The organism is Acinetobacter sp. KS-LM10 (assembly GCF_036896575.1).
In the GTDB taxonomy this organism is placed as follows: Bacteria; Pseudomonadota; Gammaproteobacteria; order Pseudomonadales; family Moraxellaceae; genus Acinetobacter; species Acinetobacter avistercoris.
Window position 1 is genome coordinate 2,247,278 of record NZ_CP145906.1, and the last position, 17,085, is coordinate 2,264,362.

A 17,085-nucleotide genomic window follows, 5' to 3' on the forward strand; every position below is an offset into this window, starting at 1 on the left:
TCTGTATAGACTCGATCCATCATTAATAACTAATGTTTCAACACCTGCTTAGGCTAATCTCGCCCGACAGGGATTTTGAATCGTATATTTAATCTAAACACATTCACAAAATTGAATAGAATAGTTTATAGAGCTCATTAAGTAGCATTAAACAGCTTTTATTTTAGCAAATGTCATGAAAATTTAAGAATATGAATATTTGAGCTGTAATGCAGCTTTTGAAAATGTTAAATTTATTAAAATTCGCCGTAATGTTGGAATAGTTCATGCAAGCTATAATTCTCGATACTGAAACTCATACCTTAAATGGACTACCCATCGAGATTGCTTATGCGCCTATTCAAATTGAAGCAGGTAAATTAAGCCTGAATCGCGAACAAATGTTTGATCAGCTGTATAGCATTGGGGATGAAAAACTTTCTTTTGCTGCGATGGCTGTACACCATATTTTAGAATCTGATTTAGTGGATCAACCTGATTACAGTACATTTACCCTGCCGCAAGATACGACTTATATTATTGGTCATAATATTGATTATGATATACGTGCGATACAAACCTGCGGAGTAAATACGAGTCATATTAAAGCAATTTGTACATTGGCACTGGCTCGCGTCGTTTGGCCAAATGCTGAAGCTCATAATATTTCTGCTCTCATTTATATGATCAGTAACGGGAGTGAAAAAGCCCGCGAAATGCTCAAAGGTGCGCATCGAGCAGATGCTGATATTATTTTAACAGCCAACATTTTGATGCATATCATTTACAAGCTCAATGTACAAAGTATTGAAGATCTTTTTAAACTTTCTGAAGATGCACGCATTCCGAGAACCATTAATTTTGGTAAACATAAAGGAACGGCTATTGAGGATCTACCAAGTGACTATGTTTCATGGCTACTTCGACAAGATGAACTCGATCCATATCTCAAAAAAGCTCTAGAAAATAGTAAAATAAAAACGCTCTAATTCTATCGATGATTTAGAACTTTATATTTTATAAGTAGGTTTTATAAGTGAATTATATAAAAATCAGTATTGAATCATCACTTCAATGCTGATTTTTTATCAAAAAAAATGATCAAGGAATGAGCTTATCTAGATTTATTCAGATAGATTAATTTAGATACAAAAATTAAAGATGCATAGATGAAATTTAAGTTATGGTGTAAGCGCTTAAACTCAGTTTATTGGATAAAAAAAATGACCAAATTTATAGCTAAAAAACAAAATCATACTGCCCTTTTCCTCACTAATATTCATGCAAATTTTGAAAGCAATGTTAAAGCGCTTAACGGTATTAATCCTAAACACCAACTATTCATTAAAGAAGACCCTATTTCTAAACTACACGTCCAAGTCGTAGATTCGAAACAGCCACACCGTTTTGTTCGTGTCGAGAAACAAGATATCAAGAATGCCAATTCAGATCGTCAAGCGCTCTACCATCTTTTTGCTACAGTTCTTAATGAGCTGGAAATAAAAGGTTAATTGATTTTAAAGACACATTAAAAAAGCTCGCATTTCTGCGAGCTTTTATGTTGGATGGCTAGTGCTGATTTCTTGTTTGATCTAAAGAACACTTGATCTTAAGAAGAAACGCAATAAGCTGTCATTGATCCGTCCAACTTCAAAGTAGCATCTTCATTTAGAGACCTACTGTAAATATGAATATAAAGATGATTTTAAATTTATTCAAGCCTGAATACATTTCAAAACATTCTCTATATAAATATTGAATTGTAACTCCTTAAAAAGGAGAGGATAATTAGCCCTGCTTATTTTATCAAAACACTTATATTTTTTGCAGCAATTCGACATCGTTTAGAATTAAATTTCTCGAATAAAAAGTAGTTCATTAATCATTACCCTCCACTACAAATACTCAAATACTCAAATACTCAAATACTCAAATACTCAAATACTCAAATACTCAAATACTCAAATACTCAAATACTCAAATACTCAAATACTCAAATACTCAAATACTCAAATACTCAAATACTCAAATACTCAAATACTCAAATACTCAAATACATAGTACACTTAATCTTACTTAAAATTTAAAGCACGATTTTTTAATAAAATTAAGACTGTTTTAAAGTCTTATTTTAGCTCTTTTATTGGGTTTTCAGGTGCTTCATTCGGTTTCTTCTGAGGCTCAGTATGATGATTAGAATCTTTTTCTCCTTTATCTTCATTTGATTCTTTCTGTGGATTTGATTGTTGTTCTTTCTGACTCATGATATTTACTCCATTTAAATTATATTGGTCATTTTTTTCAAAACGATTAATCATCTAAATTTATCGAAGTATTAATTTATATTCTTTTAGCTTTTGAAGTTATATCGTTGCAACTCTGTAAGTTTCTTAATTCTATTTATTTTACAAAATGTAAGAACCATAAAAGCTTAGAAATAAAATACATAAAGGTTCTATATGAGTTTTTCACTATATTTTTATAGGCTGGACTAGCTAATTTAATTTTAATATTTAGAACTTGGCAAAAACTATATATTTTTAAGGCAATAGACCACTTTCATAACTCAAAAAACAGTCAACTTTTTGGTGATTATATGTACTCTTAACTTTTTGAAATTGATGCATAATTTCAGTATGAAATATATCGACTCAAAAAGCTTTCTGACCCGCAGTTTAAGCGTTATACAGGCATCTCATACTCAACTTTTTATTTAATGGTTGAGCAATTGAAAAAGCATTTACCGACTACGGGTAGCCCCGCTAAATTAAGCTTAGAAGATCAAGTCCTTTTGAGTCTGAGCTATTGGCGTGAATATCGAACCTTATTTCATGTTGCGAACAGTTATGGTGTTTCAGAGCCGACAGCTTCAAGAATTGTTCGGCATGTTGAAGGCTGCTTAATCCAGTCTAATCTTTTTAATATACCGAAAAATTTGCCTGAAGGTGAAGGCAGTGATTGGAATGTTTTCATCATCGATGCAACAGAAATACCCATTCAAAGGCCTAAAAAAACAGAAGAAAAGCTATAGCGGCAAGAAAAAGACGCATACGTTTAAAGTACAAGCGATTATTCATGCTAAAACACGAGAAATACTCAGTGTATGTATGTGTAAAGGTGCAGTACATGATTTTGAGTTATTCAAAAGAAACTTAAATTTAATTCCTAAGCATTCATTTGTATTAGCGGATAAAGGCTATCAGGGCATTTATAATATTTATGCAAACAGTCTACTTCCGTTGAAAGCAAAAAAAGGTTGTACATTAGATCCTGAGCTTAAAAAATACAATCGAGAAGTCAATAAAATAAGAATCGTTGTTGAACATGTTTTTGGTGCGCTGAAGTATTTTAAAATACTTGCTGAACGTTACCGAAATAGAGGAAAAAGACTCGGTTTACGATTCAATTTAATTGCTGGATTTTACAACATGGAATTGAGTAAAAAGTGACTTATGAAAGAGATCTATGCATAATCTTAAAACATCTACTTACCGCCAACTCACCAATATATTGACGAATAGCGTAAATAATTCTTACTTTTTCTCTAAGTAAACCTTATCTAGATCTACTGTAGTTTTTACTTCTCGGGAATTAGTCTTAGGTGTTAACTCATAACCATTATAATTTATTCTTTTCATTTTATAACCTTCAACATTAAACGTTACTAAAGTTGGTCTAGATTTATAAATCGATTCAGCTAAAGGTTTTGATTCAATCGCCTCAACGTAAAAGCGTCCATTATTATCTGTCTTAGCTACATTTGATCCATCTTCTTTTATCATAGTAAATATATTTCCTTTATTCACTATGGGTTGATTAGTTTTTTCATCCAATAACTGACCGCTAATCGCTGGAGCTAAATAAATGGTTTTTGCTGAACAACCTACAGCTAAAAAAGCCAATGATGCAATTACAACAAACTTCGTCATTTAAGACCTCCTATCCAGATTAAACTCTTCACATCTTCTTCACTAGCAACTACTCTATCGTAGAAATTAGTTGTTTGATTATTTTCTACATACTTCATAATGTCAATTTCACCAACCATAGGATAAGAAGTACCTTTTTTAACATTTTGTAAAATTGTTGAAGATCCTTTGTGTGTTTTAGAATATCCAGACCCCCCGCCATATTTCAGTATTTCATGACCTATTTCATGAGAAATTGTTTCTTCAAAAGAGGCATCAGCATTGATTTGGTCTAGATAAGCCCATTGAGTTGAATATTTTAAGTACCCAATATTGTAATAAGTAATTCTTGAGAGCTCCCAATTTCTAGAACGTCCAGGCGATTTATTGGTTACATATATCAATTTCATGTCTGGTAAGGCATCAGATTGGGTATCTAAAACTTGAACATTGACTTGATATTTATCTCCGTTTAAATCTATATCAGTACCAACTAATCTAGAATTGTTCCTACCCCAGTATTTTTTCATACCGGATTCAGCAAATTTTTTTAGATCTGCAAAGCTGACAGTCCTTGTAGCTATAGGTGAATGTCCATAATTAGAAACTATGTAAGCAGGAACTTGAGGGCTATTTTGTAAACCCTCTTCACCGCCATCTGACAAAGAAATTCTTATCGTATAATCTACTTCTTTATTCTTTTTATTAATTTTAGTATCAATCCATTTAACTTTCGAATACTTAAGATCGATGTCTTCAGATAGACTAGACTCTTCCTGACCTGATGCGTAACCCTTAATATTTAGTTTAATCGCACCTTTAGTTATAAACTGTGATGAATCATATATATCATTGATAAAACCATCCCATTCCAATTCAATTTTTGAGCCTGCAGCAAAAGACCCATTTTGGTCTGAAATCATTTGAGATCCAATATTACTTGCGACCTCTACTGATACTCTATCAAAGTTACCTTTTTTTACCTTTAAAATAATTTTTATTTTTTCAGCAGATAATTCTCCTGACACATTTGGCAATCCGAAAGGTGAAAAATGATTATTTTCGATTGTTATTTTATCAAGCGCTAAATCATATTGTTTATTACTATCCACAAAATTTGAATTAAGATTAGAAGACAATGTGCTGACTGGTGCTGACGAACCTGAACTAAGTCCAGTGGCACCCACCACTAGATTTTGCTGTGGTAGTAACTTACACCCACAGGACAGCATATCGTTCACCCTTGCTACTGCTTTTCCATTGATCTGCATATAAGGATCACCAGTTACAATAGTTGCAACGGTGTTGTGTTTTGGACAGCTTGCCTTATCACCTACACAAGCTGCAGGTATACCTTGAACTAGAAAGCTACTATCTCCAGATAATACTTTTCCGCCACCTGTCGTTGGACATCCTATAGTTATGTATGGAGTAGCCATAATTTCATTCTTCTAATAAGTTTATTAATATTTAATAATATTAATATAACAAAATAATCAAGAATTACGAATTATCTATAACATATAAAACCATATCGACTATGCAAAGCAGCCAGTCCACACCTAACATCGGAGCGTGCTTCATTTTGAATACGATCAGTCCTTACCATTTGAGACCAAGACCGACCATAAAAATAACGATCCACAAGCGCACTCATCCAATCATCTAATATTTCAGAATGCCCATGCATATCCAAAATTAGTCGTTGTACTGCTCGTGCTTCATTATCATTGATCTTACAAGCGTTATTTGATCGATTGGTTTTAGGTTTATCTTCAATGGTAAAATAGTTCGCAACGGCTTTGTTGCACAAACCTAGCATAGAAGGCTTATTCAGCAATATAATTTCAAAATGAATAAGCCTACCCCTAAAATTTACCGCACAACCAATTGGTCATATTATAATCGAGCCTTAATCAACCGAGGCAATATTTCCATTTGGTTTGATCCAAAGACCCAGTGGTATGCACAATCACAAGGCAAGCAAGGTCGAAATCAAACCTACTCCGATACAGCTATTTAATGCTGCTTAATGATCAAATCTCTATTCCGACTCTCTTTACGCATGGTCACAGGCTTTGTTCTAAGCTTGATTAAACTTTATGGATTAGATTGGATAGCTCCAGATTACACTACGCTTTGTCGTAGACAAAAACATATTGAAATTGCGATTAGCTATCAAAAAAGTAGTGATGGTCTTCATCTACTCATAGATTCTACTGGCTTGAAGGTTCTAGGTGAAGGTGAATGGAAATGCAAGAAACATGGGGCTGAATATCGTCGCCAATGGCGGTAGCTCCATATTGCTATAGATGCTAAAACCCTTCAAATACGTGCTGTACAGATCACCAAAAATAATGTCAGCGACTCACAAGTACTCGAAGATTTACTTACTCAAATTCCCTTAGATGAGCAAATTGATTCTGTTTATACAGATGGTGCTTATGATACAAAGCACTGCCGACAAGTCATTTTAGATCGAGATGCGCATCCGATCATTCCACCCAGGAAAAATGCAAAGCCTTGGAAAGATCAGCAAACGAGGTCTATAGAGCGGAACAAGTTATTGTAAACGATCAAACGGCTAGGAAGATCGCTTTGGAAAAAGTGGTCTGGTTATCATCGTCGAAGTTTGGTGGAAACCAAGATGCATTGCATCAAATTATTAGGCGATAAATTAACAGCAAGGAGTTTTTCTAGTCAGGTGAATGAGACCCATGCACGCATAGCAGTCTTGAATAAATTCACAGAATTAGGTCGCCCTCATACCCAAGTTGCCACTTAAATTTGAATGGCTTGAGGAAAATTCAGCTTTTGAATGTTTATGCAACAAAGCCATTGGACGCACATAATCATAACGCCAGTAAGTGCCGCCTTTTCTATCTATTAATAAGTATAAACCAACACCATCCGACAACTTTGCTGCCTTATCTGGTGATTTTTTATGCTGTGAAATAGCTGATCTAATCTTTGAGTCTGTAAGGCTTACGACGAATTTTGGCATTTTTACGGTACATTCAAATTAGGTTTTGGGCATATACCGCATAAAATACCGTTATCTTTGCGGTAAAACATGAGAAAAGGTGAGATACGATGAGAATCTATTTTTCTTAGAAATATTATATATCAATGTTTATGAGAAGTTATGATAATTGAATTTGGTGCGCTCAGCGGGACTCGAACCCACGCCACAGGCTTCGGAGACCTGTACTCTATCCAGTTGAGCTATGAGCGCGCGTCGACATCATAACAAAAAAAACAATAAGGTAAAGCAACAATCTATAACTCTCCCACTTTATGACTATGCTTTGTACAGCGGCTTAAAAATGAACGACATAATTACTGAGCTAAACTTGGTTTATTAGGCGTTATCGCTCACAATAGAACAATTATTTATGAATTGAGAACTCTATGACTGAAGCATTGACGTTAAGGGAATTATCCAAAACATACCGAAATGGTTTTCAAGCACTTAAAAGCATAGACTTAAGTGTGCCTGAAGGTGAGTTTTACGCATTATTAGGTCCAAATGGTGCAGGTAAATCTACGACGATCAGTATTATCAGCTCATTAACAAAGAAATCTTCAGGTTCAGTTGAAATTTTCGGTCACGACTTAGACACCAATCCATCTTCAGCAAAGCAATGCTTAGGTGTAGTACCGCAAGAGTTCAATTTTGGTCAATTTGAAAAACCTTTTGATATTTTAGTTACACAAGCTGGTTATTACGGTATTCCTCAAAAAATTGCTGAAACGCGCGCAGAAGAATATTTAGAAAAGCTGGGACTATGGGAAAAGCGTAGTGTACAAGCTCGTATGCTTTCCGGTGGTATGAAGCGTCGTCTCATGATCGCTAGAGCGATGATGCATCAACCTAAATTACTTATTTTAGATGAACCTACAGCAGGTGTAGACATTGAGTTACGTCGCTCGATGTGGGAATTCTTGACTGAAATGAACAATAACGGGACTTCGATCATTCTCACCACGCATTATCTTGAAGAAGCAGAAATGTTGTGCCGTCGAATTGCGATTATTGATCGAGGCGTGATTAAAGAAGACACATCAATGAAAAACTTTCTTAATCAATTAAATGAAGAGACTTTTATTCTTGATTTAGCACACCCTATTGAACCGATTCATCTGGATATTATTGGGGTTAAGTTTAATCTTATTGATCCAGTAACTTTAGAAATCACTCTAGATAAAGCACTAAGTTTAAATGATTTATTTCAGCTACTTGAAGCTCACGGTATAACTGTTTTAAGTCTACGCAACAAATCAAATCGCTTAGAAGAGCTTTTTGTGAAAATGGTTGAGAAAAACCTTGAGGAAACAGTGTAATGAATTTTACTCAACTTAGAATTGCCCTGTTTACCTTGGTCAGAAAAGAAATACGTCGTTTTATGCGTATTTGGCCACAAACCTTGCTACCACCTGCAATTACCATGAGTTTATATTTCGTGATTTTCGGTAATTTGGTTGGTTCACGTATTGGTCAGATGGGCGGGTTCAGCTATATGCAATTTATTGTGCCTGGCTTAATCATGATGGCAATCATCACCAACAGTTATGCAAACGTGTCTTCAAGTTTTTTTAGCGCGAAATTTCAAAAAAGTATCGAAGAACTTATTATGAGTCCAGTGCCTTTACACTTGATTCTATGGGGTTATGTGATCGGTGGTGTCTGTCGTGGTGTTTTAGTCGGTCTAATTGTCACGATCATGAGTCTCTTCTTCACAGATTTAGCAATTCATAATATTTTTATTACGATTTATACTGTTGTCATTACATCACTTCTGTTTTCGCTAGGCGGCTTGATTAATGCTGTATATGCAAAATCTTTTGATGATATTTCAATCATTCCAACCTTTATATTAACGCCACTCACCTACTTAGGTGGTGTGTTTTATGCGATTAGCGCTTTAAGTCCATTTTGGCAAAATTTATCGCTGATCAACCCGATCGTATATATGGTTAATGCTTTCAGATACGGTATTTTGGGTCATAGCGATGTTAATGTGACGCTTTCTTTAATTTTTATTACGACGTGTTGTGGCGTGCTTTATGCCATTGCATATTTTTTACTTTCTCGTGGTTCAGGAATGCGTGAGTAATGAGTGTAGAACAATCTTTATTAGGTAAAGACACCAACTATCCAACAAATTATCAACCGGATGTTTTGTTTCCAATTTCACGTGCGCAAGCACGTGAAAATTATGCACATATTGAAGGCATTCGTCAGGGTAAGGATTGGTGGCATGTTTTTGAAATTTCTTGGCTCAATCATAAAGGAATTCCTCAAGTTGCGATTGGTCGTATTGAACTTCCAGCGACTTCTCCTAACTTAATTGAATCAAAATCTTTAAAGCTTTATTTTAACAGCATGAACTTCACCCAGTTCGACTCTAAAGAAGCTTTTGTTCAGACTGTGGAAAAAGATTTATCTGCCGCTGCTGAGGCGGAAGTAAAACTTTATCTTTTACCTGTAGATGATCTTGCGGTTAGCATACCTCAAGGTGTATGTATTGATGAACTTGAACTAGATCGTCTTGAAGAACATCCTGACAAGTCATTGCTTGAATTCGATCAAAACCCTGAAGAAATTGAAGTTCAGCTTTATTCTCATTTGTTACGCAGTAATTGTCCTGTTACAGGTCAGCCCGACTGGGGAACAGTTTTTATTCGATATAAGGGCAAAAATCCTTGTTTTCGTTCAATTTTAGCTTATATTATTTCCTATCGTCAGCATAATGGCTTTCACGAACAATGCGTAGAACAAATTTACGCAGACCTTTGGGAAACATTCAAACCTGAAAAGCTGATGGTATATGCGACTTATACACGACGTGGCGGATTAGACATTAATCCTTGTCGTGTATCTGACTTAGCATGGATGCCAAGCCCAATTCGATTGGCGCGACAATAAAATGCATAAATATTGAGGTTTTCTAAGATGTCCTATTTTGGTTTTGTTCCTTCTGAGTCTCTCTTAAAAAATATTCAGACAGGAATTGAGAAAAAAAATTCTAACGAACCATTGTACCCTTTGCGTGATCAAACAGCGCTTGCAATAAATGATGAAATTATCGATGCGATTTTGGTTGAACTCGTTCGTCGCTTTCCAGTGAGTGATAAACGTGATACAGCTGAAAAATTAGCGGGTTATATTAAATCTACTGTTGCAATGTTGTTAAAACAGCTCTTAAGCAAAGCACCGAATGATGTCGTTAGACAATCTATTGAGTTTTCTGAAAAAAGCTTGTTTAAGGATCCTCAAGGACAATACCGTGTGGGAGCACCCTTAAAACCTGAATTAGTCGCTAACCTCAAAAATAGCTTCGCTGAAATTCGTTCAGGCAACGATGTAAATCGTGCTTTACTTTCTGAACAGTACAAGCAATTTGGTGAAGCTGCTGTGCGACACTTTATGAATGACTTTAATAAGACGCTTGATCTTGGCATGATCAAGCGTAAAGCGTCTGATATAGGTTCAGCTGCTGTCATTAAAGCTGTGCATATTGCGATAGATAAATTGATTCCAAATTTCACCAAAGAGGAATTACTGGCTGCAGCAGAATATCACGATACGCTTTTCATCGAATAATCTTTGTTTGATCCTAGAAAAAGCCCAGTAATACTGGGCTTTTTCTATTTTAGTATCTGAATATTCGTAGTCTTAAAGTCGAGATGGTGTTAGCATCTTTCACGATAAGACTATATTAACCAGAAATATATATTTCACGCATATGCCTCCAAACTCCCAATATAAATTTCTCCGTCACGCACCAAGAGATGGTTTAAGCACTGCTCATATTCCTTCAAAATGGCATCAATTTCATATTGATCCTTGGTTATGCTTATTTTTGCTGTTTAACGCCATTATTGGACTAACAGCACTCTATAGCGCTTCCGCACAAGATGTGCTCTTGGTGTCTAAACAAGCCATGAGCTTCGGCATTGGCTTTATCGTCATGATCGGCTTTGCTCAAATATCACCCAAAGTGTATCAATCACTCAGCCCTATTGTTTATATCATCGGTGTTGTCTCATTGATTGCTGTGATCTTTATTGGTGAAGTTAGGATGGGTGCACAACGCTGGATTGATATTCCTGGTGTTGGGAGTGTACAGCCCAGTGAATTTATGAAAATTGGCATGCCGATGATGATCTCGTGGTTTTTATCGAAATACTCTCTTCCTCCAACACTTCCTCGAATTTTCATTAGTTTGGTGCTGATCACTATTCCCTTCCTCATGATTGCAGAACAACCTGACTTAGGAACATCCGCACTTATTTTAGCAAGTGGCATGTTTGTTCTATTTTTAAGTGGTTTGCCTTGGTGGCTCATTGGTGGCGCATTAGGACTCATTGCAATCAGTATTCCAATTGCATGGCAGTTCTTATTGCATGAATACCAAAAACAACGCGTGATGACTTTATTTGATCCAACTGCAGATGCGCTTGGTTCTGGCTGGAATATTATTCAATCTAAAACAGCCATCGGCTCTGGTGGACTCACGGGGAAAGGTTTTTTAGAAGGTACACAATCGCATTTACATTTTTTACCCGAAGGTCATACAGACTTCATTATTGCAGCTTATTCTGAAGAATTTGGACTACTCGGGGTATTTGTACTGCTCCTGATTTACTTTGCCATCATTATTCGAATTTTATTCATCAGTTTAAATTGCTTCCACAACTATGGACGATTACTCGCTGGCAGCTTTGGCATGGCATTTTTTGTGTATGTTTTTGTGAACGCTGGTATGGTCAGTGGTATCTTACCAGTAACAGGTATTCCCTTACCTTTTATGAGTTATGGCGGTACTGCAATTATAACTTTAATGGCAACTTTTGGCATCGTTATGTCTATTCACACTCATCGATAATAATTTTGGAACATTTTAAATATGTTAAAAACACTTATATCTAGCAAATTTAAGCGTCTCTCTTTAGCTTTAGCTACTTTTACAATGACCAGTTTTTGTCAAGCCAATGATTTTTCTAATCATCCTAGCTATAACAATTTTAAAAATAAGACCATGCAGACCTATGGTCTAAGTGGTGAGCAAATTGATTGGGCAATGAATGGCTCAAAAAACTTACCTAATATTATTAATATTATGAATCGTCCAGGGGAAAGTAAGCCTTGGTATGAATATAAAACTAACTTCTTGGCTGAAAGCACCATTCAAAGAGGTGTGCGCTTTAAAAACCAATATGCAGACACACTCAATAAAGCAGAGCAACAGTTCGGTGTACCCCAAGCTATCATCTTAGGTATTTTGGGTGTAGAGACTGGTTTCGGTAGCAATAAGGGTAATTTTATCACCCGTGATGCATTGGCGACTTTAGGCTTTGGCTATGAACGCCGCGCTCAATATTTCCAAGATGAGTTGAGTGCATTAATTGCATGGTCATATAAAGATGGAATTCCTGCCAATTCTGTAGTCGGATCATATGCAGGCGCTGTCGGCTATCCTCAATTTATGCCGAGTAATATTCCAAAATATGGCGTGGATTATGATGGCAATGGTCATATTGATTTAAGAAATTCTGCGGTCGATGCGATTGGTTCAATTGCAAATTACTTAGCTCAACATGGCTGGCAAAGAGATCAACCGATTGCATTCCCAGCGCGCTATAGCGGTAATAATCCAGAATCTGTGATTGCTAAAGATTTAACCCAACCTACACCATTTGGAGTCATCAAAAATCAAGGCATTTCTCCAATGAATCCCATTGTGAAAATTGATGACTTGGATCTGGTAAATATCATTCAACTTCAAGAAGATTATGGATCAATTTACTATATTACTTACCCTAATTTTCAAGTGATAACGACCTATAATAGAAGTCGAATGTATGCCACTGCTTTATGGCTTTTAGGCACAGAAATTGCGAGTCGATAAAGACCTATCTTAAATACATTCACAAATGTCAACATATTTTTATAGCCAATTGAGCGAAAAACGCACGTTTTAAATTAATTGTTACAATATTGATTATATTTTGATCAGTTATTGTGGTAATTTGTGGTTTTTGCAACTAAACATAAAATAGTACTAGACACTTTTGTATCTGCATGAATATTATCCTCTACCGTTAAATGCAGTTGCATTAGTGAATTTACAGACCTTAAAGCTTAGCTTTCATCAACTTAGAAAGTGAATTTGGGGTTCCCAGGAGTTAAACGATGCATGCTTCGCTTAAATTATTATCATTTTTAACCATAGGTTTGAGTTTATCTCAAACTCATGCTGAACTTGTTCAGTCATCATATTTAAACAATGATGCTGAAAATTCGAGTTTAGCGTCTAGAGTTGTCAGCAAAGATACAACCAGTTTTAATTCACATTTTTCAAACTTAAACAGTTTAGCAATTACTGAACGTTCAGGTGATAAAATTCGCCGTGAAACGATTGCTGCAAAAATTCAAATACCCGTTGAAGAACCTTCAGTCATTGATAAATTAAACGATGTTGCTTCAAATACTGTTCGTCGATTCAGTCAGACAGGTGTCGCTTCTTGGTATGGTCGTCAGTTTCATGGTCGTAAAACAGCCAGCGGCGAAACATTCGACATGAATGCAATGACAGCTGCGCACCGTAGCCTACCGTTGAATTGTTATATCCGAGTTACAAATAAATCAAATGGTAAGAGTGTTGTTGTTAAAGTAAATGATCGTGGACCATTTCATGGTAACCGCGTAGTTGACTTGTCTTATGGCGCGGCTAAAAGCCTCGGTATTACCAGCGATGGCACAGCTCGTGTAAGCATCGAACGAGTGGATGGACCTAACTCTTAATCATTGTGTTTATGCATTTGACGTTAAAGCCACTTCAAAAGTGGCTTTTTTAATGCGTGAGTTTTATAAGCGCTATTGATCAACACAATGAAAAGCACTTGCTTTACAGCCAATCCAATTGTTTTGACCTCAGTTATAATCTGGTCTATATTCAGCTTGAATGATCCAAAAACAAAGACAAGGATTTCGAATGAAAACAATATCTGAGTGGTTAGATGAGTATAGCGAAAGTCATCAAAATGCAACCAACAAATCTATTCATTGGGTATGTGTACCTGCAATCCTTTTTGCACTTATTGGCATTCTTGCCCACTTCAGTGCCCTCCTCACTGCATTAGTCGTCGTACTGACTTTGGTTTTTTATGCACGATTAGACCTCGTATTGGCTGTTGCAATGTCTGCTTTAATTCTCATTATGGCGTGGCTGATCTGGATTCTACCTGTCGGTATTGGCTTTTACATTGGTGTTTTTATTATCGCTTGGATTGGCCAGTTTTATGGCCACAAAGTGGAAGGTAAAAAGCCTTCATTCTTTAAAGACCTCCAATTCCTTCTCATTGGTCCTGTATGGTGCATGGATGCCTATTTAGCTAAAATCATACCTAAATGGAAAAGACGTCAACCAGAAGCGCTTTAAGGCCATTTTAGATAGGCTAAGTATTTTTTAAATATTTAGCCTAAATTTAATCAATGCAAGAAACAACTTAAGAGATAAAAAGCGCATAAACTCAATAAAAGATTCACAAGTATTTTCTTAAATAACACCGCAAAAATAATGCATAAAATGGCTGTTATTAAATAAGGATCTAAAGGCAGTGAACGTAATTGATCGCCATTAAAAAAGATAATCGGTGTGCAAATTGCCGTAAGCAAACAAGGCGCTGAATAACTCAACATCTGTTGTACAAATTTTGGCAATTCAAAGGACACGTTTGGTTCTAGAAAGAAATAGCGATTGAAAAACACAACCACAGCCAATGTCAGCAATAGAATCCAATTCATGATTTTTGCCCTAAAGATTTACGCTGCAATGATTTATGCTTCAAGAGTCTTGCTGTAGACATTGCGGCAAACATCCCTAACAATCCAGCAAGTACAGTGCCCGCCTCTATACGTAGATGATGAAAAACCAGAGCTGATAAAAGTGTCGTCACCACCCCAATCAAAGTTGCTGCGTTTTTAATCATGGGTACAATAATGCAAATAAAAACAGCGACAATTGAAAAGTCCAAATGCAATTGATCCAAATTAGGAATCACATTGGCAAGAAATATTCCAATTAAGCTAAATAAACACCAAGCGAGATAAAAGCATGATCCCGCTCCAAATAAATAGGCAAAAGAACGCTGTGCCTTCTGCGTTATCCCCACTGCAAATAATTCATCTGTCAGTAAGAAACCAAGCAGTACACGCTTCCTTAAAGGCAAACTCATCACATCTTGCCGAAAATTTAAAGCGTAAATAAAATGTTGAGCACTGATGAAAAACACGGTGATGACGATTGTATAAAATGAAGCGCCAGACATCACCAAACCCAAACTGACCAACTGCGCTGCACCAGCAAAGAGAACAGCGGACATCGCGAAAGCTTGTGCAACACTCAGTCCAGCATTGACCGCCATTGAACCCGCTAAAATCGCCCAAGGTAAAACAGCAATCGAGAGCGGTAAAATATCTAAAACACCTTGGTAAAATGCTTTCTGATGAAATGATTTATGGGTTGAAGGATCATCATCCAATTTTTTAATTTCTAGCTGCATGACATACACATAGTTTTAAGAATAAATACGAGTGTCATGATCTTTCAAAAAAGAAGCTTGGATAAAATTGCTATGTAATGATTTTAAAGTTCAGCATATATTGCGAAGGAGTCACTCCCATGGCTTTTTTGAAGTGTCGATTAAAATGACTCTGATCTAAAAAACCACAGCTTTGCGCAGTCATTGTTATATTATGACCCTGCTTCAATAACTGTCTCGCTTTTTGCAAACGCAGCTGCACTAACCAACTATGCGGTGGCAAACCTGTATATTTTTTAAATTCTCTCAAAAAGTGCCAAGGGCTTAACCCTGCATAACTCGCCAACTCTGTCAAAGAGTAGTCATACTCGGGCGTTGCACTTAGTAAATCTTGAATTACTTTAATTTTTTGTTGTGCTTCTGGTAACACCAAATCTGTTAACTTAGCTTTTCCATAGCGACTGATTAATCTCGCGAGAGTCGATAAATACATACTTTCTTTAAGTAATGTATTTTCTTTTTGTTCTAATAAATCAAAAAGTAAACTGAGTTGTTGCGCCAAACCTAAATCATGGATAACCGCAGACGGAAACCATGGCGCACTATTTTTTAACGTAAAAAAATCCTGACTAATATCTAGCAACATCTCGGGTGTAGGATAAATAGCACGGTAGCCCCAGCCTGACTCTACTGCAGATGAGCCTGTATGAATTTCATCAGCATTGACCAAGATAATGTCGCCCTTCGGTGCAGTATGTAACTGCCCAGTGCGGAAAAAACTTTGAGCACCTTCCTCAATCACACCGATGCAATAGCCTTCATGCACATGCTTAGAAAATTGCTTTTGGTGATAACGAGCTTTAAGTAGCTCCAAACCACCCAATTCTCTTACGTGTAAAAAGTCAGCCTGCTCCAACATTTTATTATTCAAATTGATTTAACATTTTTCAAAATACCACGATTGAAAAATTCGTATAGAACAAAATTGCTGTGCTATCGATTCATAAATTTTATCTAAATAAGGAGCTTTTATATATAGCCAAGCTAAAATTATTGATAAATCTTCCCACTGTGCTTCAACCATCCACCCACATGCCGATTTTGTGGATCATGATGCGTCCAATGAATCACACCTCCTTTTTCGCTGTACTCATATTCACCATAAAATTCAACAGTATCACCTTTTCTTAAATTCTCAATTCTTGGCGCTAAATCAATATTATGTGCAACCAGCACGGTCAATCCATTGTCTAAATTTAAAATGAATTTTTGATGTCTTGAACCTTGATTATCATCTGCAAGTATCGCTTTCACTTGCCCCAAAGCTTGAACTTGTAAATCACTTTGCTGTCGATCATACGCTTGACGTATCGATTTCAAACCGTCTTGCAAGTTTTGACCAGAAGATGGTGATCCATCGCTGTGCTTAACCTGAGCACTTTGTGCCACCGAGGCATTTTGCTGGCTTTGCTGATCCTGAGTATTTAAATCTAGACCAAAATATGCAGCGATCAAAAGCACAACAACAGTCACAATACTTATTTTTTTATTCATCGGTTTACTCGGTTATATCTTTCAACATAATTTCATTCATAACTAATCTAAACATAAAAAAAGCCCCAAATGGGGCTTTTTTTAATCTTCACCT

General features: G+C 36.1%; 18 protein-coding genes, 1 tRNA gene and 4 pseudogenes. 13 read left to right on the forward strand and 10 right to left on the reverse strand.

All coding sequences use genetic code 11. From position 1 onward, the window contains the following. Nucleotides 1-266 precede the first annotated feature (266 nt). Together V5M36_RS10245 and V5M36_RS10250 are read left to right on the forward strand one after the other, a co-directional pair. Nucleotides 267-968 (forward strand): 3'-5' exonuclease, encoded by a 702-nt coding sequence (locus V5M36_RS10245; RefSeq protein WP_338558630.1) that lies wholly within the window; start codon nt 267-269, stop codon nt 966-968. A gap of 234 nt (nt 969-1,202) precedes the next feature. Further along, nucleotides 1,203-1,490: a hypothetical protein gene (locus tag V5M36_RS10250; RefSeq protein WP_338558632.1), complete on the forward strand. Its 288-nt coding sequence runs from the start codon at nt 1,203-1,205 to the stop codon at nt 1,488-1,490. Nucleotides 1,491-2,105: 615 nt separating this feature from the next. Here V5M36_RS10250 and V5M36_RS10255 read toward each other — a convergent pair. Continuing rightward, entirely contained in the window at nt 2,106-2,243 is a 138-nt protein-coding gene (locus tag V5M36_RS10255) for a hypothetical protein (protein WP_338564280.1), read from the reverse strand. 464 nt (nt 2,244-2,707) lie between these two features. Here V5M36_RS10255 and V5M36_RS10260 point away from each other — a divergent pair, with 464 nt between their 5' ends. Further along, a complete protein-coding gene (locus V5M36_RS10260; RefSeq protein ID WP_338558635.1) occupies nt 2,708-3,010 on the forward strand; it encodes a helix-turn-helix domain-containing protein in 303 nt (100 codons plus the stop codon). Next, nucleotides 2,958-3,428: a transposase family protein gene (locus V5M36_RS10265; protein ID WP_338558638.1), complete on the forward strand. Its 471-nt coding sequence runs from the start codon at nt 2,958-2,960 to the stop codon at nt 3,426-3,428. Before V5M36_RS10260 ends, V5M36_RS10265 begins: the two co-directional genes overlap by 53 nt. A gap of 84 nt (nt 3,429-3,512) precedes the next feature. Here the strand turns inward: V5M36_RS10265 and V5M36_RS10270 are convergent, their stop codons facing one another. The 3 genes and pseudogenes from V5M36_RS10270 to V5M36_RS10280 form a co-directional block, all read right to left on the reverse strand. Next, entirely contained in the window at nt 3,513-3,908 is a 396-nt protein-coding gene (locus V5M36_RS10270) for a hypothetical protein (RefSeq protein ID WP_338558640.1), read from the reverse strand. A 1,064-nt stretch (nt 3,909-4,972) separates the two neighbouring features. Continuing rightward, a pseudogene (locus tag V5M36_RS10275) lies at nt 4,973-5,326 on the reverse strand (PAAR domain-containing protein); the annotation flags it as partial. A 71-nt stretch (nt 5,327-5,397) separates the two neighbouring features. Beyond that, nucleotides 5,398-5,628, reverse strand: a pseudogene (locus V5M36_RS10280) (hypothetical protein); the annotation flags it as partial. Between the two features lie 111 nt (nt 5,629-5,739). On the opposite strand from V5M36_RS10280, the pseudogene V5M36_RS10285 reads away from it, so the two are divergent. Continuing rightward, nucleotides 5,740-6,672 (forward strand): annotated as a pseudogene (locus tag V5M36_RS10285) (IS5 family transposase). A gap of 51 nt (nt 6,673-6,723) precedes the next feature. Here V5M36_RS10285 and V5M36_RS10290 read toward each other — a convergent pair. After that, nucleotides 6,724-6,891 (reverse strand): annotated as a pseudogene (locus V5M36_RS10290) (Arm DNA-binding domain-containing protein); the annotation flags it as partial. Between the two features lie 155 nt (nt 6,892-7,046). Further along, nucleotides 7,047-7,122: transfer RNA gene (locus tag V5M36_RS10295), tRNA-Arg, on the reverse strand. Nucleotides 7,123-7,298: 176 nt separating this feature from the next. Between V5M36_RS10295 and V5M36_RS10300 the strand changes: the two genes are divergently transcribed. From V5M36_RS10300 to V5M36_RS10335, 8 genes are all read left to right on the forward strand, one after another. Next, a complete protein-coding gene (locus V5M36_RS10300) occupies nt 7,299-8,231 on the forward strand; it encodes an ABC transporter ATP-binding protein (RefSeq protein ID WP_338558642.1) in 933 nt (310 codons plus the stop codon). Then, nucleotides 8,231-9,004 carry an ABC transporter permease gene (locus tag V5M36_RS10305; RefSeq protein ID WP_338558643.1) on the forward strand — a complete coding sequence of 258 codons (774 nt, stop codon included), beginning with the start codon at nt 8,231-8,233 and terminating at the stop codon, nt 9,002-9,004. The genes V5M36_RS10300 and V5M36_RS10305 overlap by 1 nt, the downstream gene beginning before the upstream one ends. After that, a complete protein-coding gene (queF, locus tag V5M36_RS10310; protein ID WP_338558644.1) occupies nt 9,004-9,816 on the forward strand; it encodes an NADPH-dependent 7-cyano-7-deazaguanine reductase QueF in 813 nt (270 codons plus the stop codon). The genes V5M36_RS10305 and queF overlap by 1 nt, the downstream gene beginning before the upstream one ends. A gap of 27 nt (nt 9,817-9,843) precedes the next feature. Continuing rightward, nucleotides 9,844-10,494, forward strand: coding sequence for a hypothetical protein (locus V5M36_RS10315; protein WP_338558645.1), 651 nt, complete (start codon nt 9,844-9,846; stop codon nt 10,492-10,494). A gap of 142 nt (nt 10,495-10,636) precedes the next feature. Further along, a complete protein-coding gene (rodA, locus tag V5M36_RS10320; protein ID WP_338558647.1) occupies nt 10,637-11,779 on the forward strand; it encodes a rod shape-determining protein RodA in 1,143 nt (380 codons plus the stop codon). 21 nt (nt 11,780-11,800) lie between these two features. Then, nucleotides 11,801-12,802 carry a lytic murein transglycosylase B gene (gene mltB / locus V5M36_RS10325; protein WP_338558649.1) on the forward strand — a complete coding sequence of 334 codons (1,002 nt, stop codon included), beginning with the start codon at nt 11,801-11,803 and terminating at the stop codon, nt 12,800-12,802. 284 nt (nt 12,803-13,086) lie between these two features. Next, nucleotides 13,087-13,698 (forward strand): septal ring lytic transglycosylase RlpA family protein, encoded by a 612-nt coding sequence (locus tag V5M36_RS10330; RefSeq protein WP_338558651.1) that lies wholly within the window; start codon nt 13,087-13,089, stop codon nt 13,696-13,698. Nucleotides 13,699-13,888: 190 nt separating this feature from the next. Next, nucleotides 13,889-14,335 (forward strand): Mpo1 family 2-hydroxy fatty acid dioxygenase, encoded by a 447-nt coding sequence (locus tag V5M36_RS10335; RefSeq protein WP_338558653.1) that lies wholly within the window; start codon nt 13,889-13,891, stop codon nt 14,333-14,335. A gap of 50 nt (nt 14,336-14,385) precedes the next feature. On the opposite strand, the gene V5M36_RS10340 is transcribed toward V5M36_RS10335, so the two are convergent. The 4 genes from V5M36_RS10340 to V5M36_RS10355 form a co-directional block, all read right to left on the reverse strand. After that, nucleotides 14,386-14,700, reverse strand: a complete 315-nt coding sequence (locus V5M36_RS10340; RefSeq protein ID WP_338558656.1) for an AzlD domain-containing protein — start codon at nt 14,698-14,700, stop codon at nt 14,386-14,388. Further along, nucleotides 14,697-15,458, reverse strand: coding sequence for an AzlC family ABC transporter permease (locus V5M36_RS10345; RefSeq protein ID WP_338558658.1), 762 nt, complete (start codon nt 15,456-15,458; stop codon nt 14,697-14,699). Before V5M36_RS10345 ends, V5M36_RS10340 begins: the two co-directional genes overlap by 4 nt. A 70-nt stretch (nt 15,459-15,528) precedes the next feature. Continuing rightward, the gene (locus V5M36_RS10350; protein WP_338558662.1) at nt 15,529-16,356 is read right to left on the reverse strand and encodes an AraC family transcriptional regulator; all 828 of its coding nucleotides are present in this window, start codon (nt 16,354-16,356) and stop codon (nt 15,529-15,531) included. Between the two features lie 131 nt (nt 16,357-16,487). Next, nucleotides 16,488-16,991 carry a DUF3465 domain-containing protein gene (locus V5M36_RS10355; RefSeq protein WP_338558665.1) on the reverse strand — a complete coding sequence of 168 codons (504 nt, stop codon included), beginning with the start codon at nt 16,989-16,991 and terminating at the stop codon, nt 16,488-16,490. Nucleotides 16,992-17,085 lie beyond the last annotated feature (94 nt).